Here is a 7,236-nt window from a genome sequence, read left to right on the forward strand (position 1 = left end):
TGGGCCATTAGTTCAGGTTTACCAACTAATGACTCATGACTAATGCCTAATTCCTAATTGACAAGCAACAACTTTTTTATGGAACCACAATTACTCTTGAAGCGATCGATTAACGTTAAAGTCGTCGTTACTCCTCGCTGGAAAGAAGAAGCTCAACAGCAACTCCAAGCCCAAATCAACCAAATAGACTCTCAGCTACAACAGTTAGAAATGCAAGGGCAGCGGATGATTTCAGAAATCCAAAAGTCAAATTTGCAGCCCCCAGGCCCGCAAGTAATGCAGCAAATAGAAAACATTCAAGTGCAGGTGAATCAAAGAAAAAGCGAACTGCTAGAACAGAAAAACCAAAACCTGCAACAGCTTCAGCAAGTGCAGGTGCTAGACCTGGAACAAGAAGTGAGTCAAGGTCAAATTGACGGCACGTTCACTGTCGGGCTGGGAGAAAACTTGATTCAAAAAATGCAAGTAGAAATTCTCCTCCGCGACGGCATAGTCGAAGAAATTCGAGGTGATATTTAGAAATTGGTAAGTGGTAATTGGCGATCGGTAATTGGCAATTGATTTTGAGTCAACAGTCACACATCAAGAATGCGAGACACTGGCATAATAATAAGTATTGCCGGTGGCCGATCGCCAATGCTCAATTGCCAAATACCGATTACCTATTACCAACACAAAAGGACTTTTTACAGATGATTCGCGAAGTTTTCATGCCAGCCCTGAGTTCTACCATGACAGAGGGCAAAATTGTTTCCTGGGTCAAATCCGCCGGAGACAAAGTAGAAAAAGGCGAAACGGTGGTAGTCGTTGAATCCGACAAAGCCGACATGGACGTGGAGTCTTTCTACGAAGGCTATTTAGCAATAATTATCGTACCTGCGGGCGAAGTTGCTCCGGTGGGGGCGGCAATCGCCCTGGTAGCAGAAACGGAAGCCGAAATCGCCACAGCTCAGCAGCAAGGAGCCGCCGCCCCAACCGCAGCCGCAGCCCCGGCTCCCAGCCCCGCTCCTGTCAGCGCAGCTACATCCTCAGCAGGTTTACAGCAAAATGTTAGTCGCCAAAACGGCCGCAGCGTCGTTTCTCCCCGCGCTCGCAAATTAGCCAAAGAGTTTAAAGTAGATTTGAATTCTATCAAAGGCAGCGGGCCCAACGGTCGCATTGTCGCAGAGGATGTGGAAGCAGCAGCCGGCAAAGCTCAACCAGCTCCGGTTCAGCAAGCGGTAACAGTTCCCGCAGCACCCGCACCGGCATCTGCAGCACCCGCCCCCGCAGCAGCCAAACCCGCACCCGCACCAGTCCCGGCGATCGCACTTTCGGGCCAAAAAGTACCGATGAATGCGCTGCAAAATGCGGTGGTGCGGAATATGGAAGCAAGTTTGAGCGTGCCTTCTTTCCGCGTCGGTTACACAATTACTACTGATAATCTGGACAAACTCTACAAACAAATTAAGTCGAAGGGCGTCACGATGACGGCTATGCTGGCGAAGGCTGTAGCTGTAACTTTACAAAAACATCCTCTGCTGAATGCTTCTTATGTGGAGTCGGGAATTCAATACCGCGCTGATATTAATGTGGCGGTAGCGGTGGCGATGGATGGCGGTGGTTTGATTACGCCGGTGTTGCAAAATGCCGATCGCCTCGATATTTATTCGCTCTCCCGCACTTGGAAGGATTTAGTCGATCGCGCCCGCACCAAGCAGTTAAAGCCTGATGAATACAGCACGGGGACTTTTACTCTTTCCAATTTGGGAATGTTTGGAGTAGACAAGTTTGACGCGATTTTGCCGCCGAATCAAGGCTCGATTTTGGCGATCGGCTCTTCGCGGCCGCAAGTAGTGGCTAATGAAGATGGTTTGATGGGAGTGAAGCGCCAAATGCAGGTGAATATTACTTGCGATCACCGGATTATTTACGGTGCTGATGCTGCGTCTTTCTTGCAAGATTTAGCGAAGTTGATTGAGACAAATCCTCAGTCTTTGACGCTTTAGCGATCGTCCTAAATCTCCCTTTTACTGTTATTGGCAGGAAAGGGGGATTTAGACTTAGCTTTTAATGAGATGTCTAATTTTGGAATGATTTAACCGCAGAGACCGCAGAGGACACAGAGTCAGAGAAGAGAGAGATGAATAATTCCGATACCAACGGATTTGATATTACTCATTAAGACGATGAAAGTGCAAGTTTTGTCTGTTCAACCTGCGATTAGCTCTAATACCAATTCGCCCGATCGCCCAACTTAGCACAGACGTAGCGCTCAGCTTTCGATCGCACCTTCGTGAGTCCGCGCACCATTTCCCAAATTGTTGGGCGTGAAGTCGGTTTCGATCGTCGGACGCTCAAACAATTTACCAATTACCAATTACTAATTACCAATTACAAACTTGCGTTATTTCTGTTTTAGGACTACCAACGTAATGTCGTCAAAAACTTTATGTTTGTCAATATGTTGCAGCAGATGATCAATTACTGCTTGTCGAATTTCTTCAGCCGTTTTGTGGCGATTTTCTTTGGTCACTTGGCACAATCTTTCTATGCCGTAATACACTTTATTTATATTTACAGCTTCGGTAATTCCATCTGTGTAAAGCACTACTACATCCCCTGGATTAAGATGCACTTGAACTTGGGAAACAAAATCAGCAATATCTTCCTCTAATCCCAGAGGGAAGCCGAGTTCGATTGTATCGATCCGTTCGATGTTACCATCAGTACGGACTACAATTATTTCTTCATGTTGACCGCTGATGGTAAAGTTACTATCTTGATAATCTAACAAAACCAAGGTCATGTTTTTAGATGAGTCGATGCGCTCGATATTGGCATAAAGGGTGCGGTTTAACACATCAAGAAACTTCACCGGATCGGTTTCGTTCATTTTTTGGAGAGTGCGGACGGCGGTTTGCGCCATAATCATTAATACGCCACTTTCTAAACCATGTCCCGTAACATCGCCGATGGTAATTTTTACCCGATCTTTTTGGGTTAGTACGTCGTAGTAGTCGCCACCCACTTCATCGGCAGGTTCCATATATCCAGCTATTTCTAATCCTTTAATTTTATCTAGTTCTGATTGTTTGGGCAAGATCATTTGTTGCAGTCGTTTGGTGACTTCTAACTCAGCACTGAGGCGGATGTTTTCGGCTTTAAGTTTGTTATTGAGGCTGCTAATTTCCTGGTTTGCTTGGGCGAGTTGGGCGGTGCGTTGTTGCACTTTATCTTCTAAAGTTTGATAGAGGCGGGCATTTTCGATGGAGATCGCAGCTTGGGCGGAAATGATGTTGAGGACTTCTAAGCGATCGCGCGTAAAAGCCCCCGCTGTTAAATTATTTTCTAGGTATAAGATGCCTACCAACTTACCTTGATTGATCAGGGGGCTACACAAAATAGATTTAGGTCGCTGCTGAATAATATACGGGTCAGAGGCAAACCTGCTTTTATTCGTTGCATCATCGATCGCAACAGTTTCTTGCGTGCGTTCTACATAATTAACCAGGGAGATAGGAATCTCTTGACTTTCAGTCGCTGACTTGGATATTAATTGACATCGTTCACCCGTACATTGAGCTTCAATTGTCCACTTACCTGCTGGGTCAGGTATGATAAAATAAAACTTTTCTGCTCCCGCGTTTTCCAGCAAGACTTGCATCAAGTTCGAGAGTAACTTATCTAAATTAACTTCCCCTGAGAGCGCTTGGGAGGCTTTGATAATTGTTGATAAATCCAGCTCGTTTGCAGCACCTGAACTGGTAGAAGTGACAGTGGTTCTGCTCTGAACCATCGTTTCGTCTCTTCCACTCGTCAGGCTATTTTTCCTACCGACGATAGGTGCGAGTAATTCAGCATGGCGCTCTTCTAAATCTTTAACTTTTGCCTTTGCTCCCCAGCGAATATAAGCATAGTAAGCGTCTATCATGTAGGTACGCGCTACTTTCTGACGACCTAATGCTAAATAGAATTCTGCTGCTAGTTCATTGGCGAGGGCTTCGTGCTGGACGTATCCATTTTCCTTGGCTCCATCTATCGCTAGGTCGTAATATTCCATTGCTGAGAAAGATTGCCCTAAGACGCGGGCTTTTTCGGCCTCTACTAAGTCATACTTATGCTGGTGATTCATTGGGCAATGGAACGCCCAATTTTTTATACTTTTCTGAGTTTCTTCGACTTGAATAAGGTATTTTTGTTTCTTTTCTTCCTCTCCTGAAATTGCTTCAAAATGGGCTAAAAGAATCAGACAATAGTAAAAGCTATGTTCAATAAAGCTAATATTTGATTGAACGTAAATTGAATATTTCAACCCTTCCCTAGCAAATTCTAGAGCTTCTTCATATTGCTTAAATAAATAGCAAACTACAGTTTTCGCATAATAAACCCTGAATAAGCACATAAAATTTTTTACTTCTCTTAAATAAGAGATAGCTTCTTCCTCATTTAATATGCTGCCAATCAAAAGCAGTTTATTATCTGTCATCCCCCTTAAATTTTCTACTAATTGACCGAGGATTTTGAGTAAATATAACTGGTGTTCTTGGGACAAGTTATCGGCAAAATCAATATAGTGTTTTTGTTGTTCTTGCACGTAGTCTAGATGCTCGCCCTTAAAAAACAGATGAGCGCAGTAGTAATCAGCAGCATGACAAGCATATTCTATATCTCCAAATTCTAAGCCGCTATTAATTGCTTGACGAAGGGGTTCTAGAGTTTCCCTAGTATGCTTTTTGAAGTGCGTAATACCGATCGAAACATTAACCAATATTTTAGAACGAAACTCTTTGGCATCTAACTGCTCTAATACTTGTAAAGAAAGTTCACCAAGTTGATAGGCCAAATCTATATCTGGTATGAGCCAAGACACGAATATTCCGTAAATGGAATATGCAAAAGTACACTGTGGCGAATTCCCATACTGACGAGAAAGTTCGATCATAGTATATAGAATTGGTAGCGATAGCGGGCTTTCTGCAAAGCAAGCAGGTGCGAATATAAGAACTAAAAACTGCATAGTCGCCAGCTTGTAGGGATCGGTCATTTCTGCCAGGTTAGCTAACTCCTCAATATTGAGTTCTTGCGGCGGTGATTGAGATATGGTCACTCCCAGCATTTCTAGAACTTGCAGTCCGGTATCTACCGCAGAATTGTTCTGGTTTTTAGCGAGGTTAAGCCTAATTTTCAGTGCGTATAAGTTGACTTGTTCGAGGATTGTTTTGGCTTTTTTGAGAGTGCGATCGCACAAAATTTCCGCACGTTCTAAATTGGCATTGAGATATTCGGCTTCCGCCGCTTCCCGATAAAAATTAAATGTCACATCGTATCTACTTTCCCAGCTATCTTGACTCAGGAGTTCTATACCTACATTCAAATAATTAACAGGGGCTTCATAGGCAGTAGCTGCCTTTGCTTTCTGTCCAGCAATCAGGTTTAATTGGGCTAACTCATCTTTTTCTGACTGATTAGTTAGCAAATCTGTGCCAAAATTCAGTTGGTTAACCAGAGCAAAAATATTATCTTTTCGCTCTTGCTCTGTTGTATTATTCAGCAGTAGTTGACCAATTTTCAGGTGAGTGGCTTTTTTCTCCGATTCTGGAATCAAAGAATAGGCTGCTTGCTGCACGCGATCGTGCAAAAATTTGTAGTCAACTTTGATATCGCGTATAGATGCCAACTCTTCCTGGGCAAAGACTAGAGGAATTTTGTAATTTTCAGACAGCGGCAGAATCAAACCCGCTTGCATTGCCTCCCACAAATGAGCAGCCGTCGCTAAGTTTGATTCTTCATTGACAATTGATAAAACTTCTAAGTTAAATTGGTTGCCGATGCAAGCCGCTAATTTTAATGATTTCTGGTTTTTTTCAGGGAGTTTGCGAATATTGCGACCAACCAGTTCAACAATATTGAAATCTGCGATACCAATCGCCTGTATTTGTTGAATATCCCACTCCCAGCGGTCTGTATCTACTTGATAAACCAGCAGATTTTCCGAGTACAGGGTTTTGAGTAGCTGCGTTAAGAAAAACGGATTGCCTTGGGTTTTATTAAAAAGTAACTCGGAAAAAACTTTGATTTTGTCTGAATTTACGCTGGCATCGAGAGTGTCGGCGATTAATTGGTTGACGCTATCCAAAGCCAGCGCCTGAATGGTGATATTATTCACCGCCGTTTCAGTTTCTTGAATTTTTTCTATTGTCTGAATTAAAGGATGAACGGGACTGACTTCGTTATCTCGATAAGCTCCAATCGTTAACAAATATTTGCTATCTGGGTCAGTGACTAAGAGTTGAATTAACTTTAGAGATGCCGAATCTGCCCACTGTAAATCGTCTAGGAATATGACTAGCGGGTGTTCGGGTTGACAAAAAACGCGAATAAATTGTTGAAAGACCCGATTAAATCTGTTTTGGGATTCCGATGAACCCAGTTGAGGAACTTCAGGCTGTTTACCGATAATTAGTTCGACTTCGGGGATAACATCAATAATAACTTGACCGTTATTATCTAGCGACTTTAATAAGTTTTCTTTCCAAATAGCAATGTGTTCGGAAATTTCTGTTAATAGCTGACGAACTAATTCTTGAAATGCTTGGATTAACGCCGCATAGGGAATGTTGCGCTTAAACTGGTCAAACTTACCCGCAATAAAATATCAGGGTAAACGCATCTTAATTTCAACCTCAAACATGATAAGATGAAGTGTTTAGCTAAATCAAGTGCGTAATTGATAGGTGCGATCGATGGCGAAAGGGTTTACTTCGACTTTAACTTCCCAACAAAAAACAATAGGTGTATCGAATCCGACAGACTTATTGAACGTTAGTTTTTTAAACCATTTTGAGACCTTGACCGATCCAAGAATAGAAAGAAGTAAAGAGCATTTACTAATAGATATTGTAGCCATTGCGATTCTAGCTGTCATTAGCGGTGCGGATGGATGGGGGGCAATAGAACTCTATGGAAAAACTAAATATGAATGGCTAAAAGGTTTTCTAGAACTGCCGAATGGAATTCCTTCTCATGATACATTTAGTCGAGTATTTGCTCGAATTGAACCGAAGCAGTTTCAAGAGTGTTTTTTGAGTTGGGTAAATTCAATTACCAAAAAATTGGAGCTAGAAGTCATAGCCATTGATGGCAAAACAATGAAACAATCTTATGACCGGAATCACAGCCAAAAACCATTGCATATAGTCAGTGCATGGTCTTCATCCCATCAATTAGTTTTAGGGCAAAAAAAAGTCAATAAGA

4 protein-coding genes and 1 pseudogene are annotated in these 7,236 nt (G+C 42.6%); 3 read left to right on the top strand and 2 right to left on the bottom strand.

Annotated elements, in window-relative coordinates:
* The first annotated feature begins 78 nt into the window (after positions 1-78).
* A complete protein-coding gene (locus QUA88_RS02650) occupies positions 79-519 on the top strand; it encodes a YlqD family protein (RefSeq protein ID WP_333054966.1) in 441 nt (146 codons plus the stop codon).
* Between the two features lie 173 nt (positions 520-692).
* Positions 693-1,988: a dihydrolipoamide acetyltransferase family protein gene (locus QUA88_RS02655; RefSeq protein ID WP_333055090.1), complete on the top strand. Its 1,296-nt coding sequence runs from the start codon at positions 693-695 to the stop codon at positions 1,986-1,988.
* A gap of 398 nt (positions 1,989-2,386) precedes the next feature.
* On the opposite strand, the gene QUA88_RS02660 is transcribed toward QUA88_RS02655, so the two are convergent.
* Together QUA88_RS02660 and QUA88_RS29425 are read right to left on the bottom strand one after the other, a co-directional pair.
* Positions 2,387-6,241 (bottom strand): SpoIIE family protein phosphatase, encoded by a 3,855-nt coding sequence (locus QUA88_RS02660; protein WP_333270078.1) that lies wholly within the window; start codon positions 6,239-6,241, stop codon positions 2,387-2,389.
* Positions 6,242-6,631 (bottom strand): annotated as a pseudogene (locus tag QUA88_RS29425) (ATP-binding protein); the annotation flags it as partial.
* A gap of 94 nt (positions 6,632-6,725) precedes the next feature.
* Here QUA88_RS29425 and QUA88_RS02665 point away from each other — a divergent pair.
* On the top strand, positions 6,726-7,236 hold a 511-nt coding region (locus QUA88_RS02665), incomplete at its 3' end, for an ISAs1 family transposase (protein WP_333057251.1).

It is taken from the genome of Microcoleus sp. D3_18_C2, assembly GCF_036702395.1.
Taxonomy (GTDB): Bacteria; Cyanobacteriota; Cyanobacteriia; order Cyanobacteriales; family Microcoleaceae; genus Microcoleus.

Coding starts and splice junctions, on each gene's coding strand:
- QUA88_RS02650 (WP_333054966.1), top strand. CDS start 79: ATGGAACCACAATTACTCTTGAAGCGATCGATTAACGTTAAAGTCGTC.
- QUA88_RS02655 (WP_333055090.1), top strand. CDS start 693: ATGATTCGCGAAGTTTTCATGCCAGCCCTGAGTTCTACCATGACAGAG.